This is a genomic window from Methyloparacoccus murrellii (assembly GCF_054657115.1).
In genome coordinates, this window is record NZ_BAAHXD010000157.1 from 1 (window position 1) to 206 (window position 206).

Here is a 206-nt window from a genome sequence, read left to right on the forward strand (position 1 = left end):
CTGGCCCGGCAGGACCGGCTGGTCACCTTCGGCATCCTGCCGACGGCCCCTGACAGCGGCTTCGGCTACATCGAGGCCGGCGCCGCGCTGGGCGAGGGCCGCCAGGTCGTCCGCTTCGTGGAGAAGCCGGACCGCGCCACCGCCGAAGGCTACCTCGCCGCCGGCAACTTTTTCTGGAATGCCGGCATGTTCTGCTTCCGCGCCGG

Annotated in this window: 1 protein-coding gene; it reads left to right on the forward strand. The window is 71.8% G+C overall.

Translation table 11 applies throughout. The features are described 5' to 3' along the window. Window positions 1-206, forward strand: a 206-nt coding sequence (locus ACYQ1H_RS15705) for a sugar phosphate nucleotidyltransferase (RefSeq protein ID WP_460028970.1), incomplete at both ends; no start/stop codon positions are given.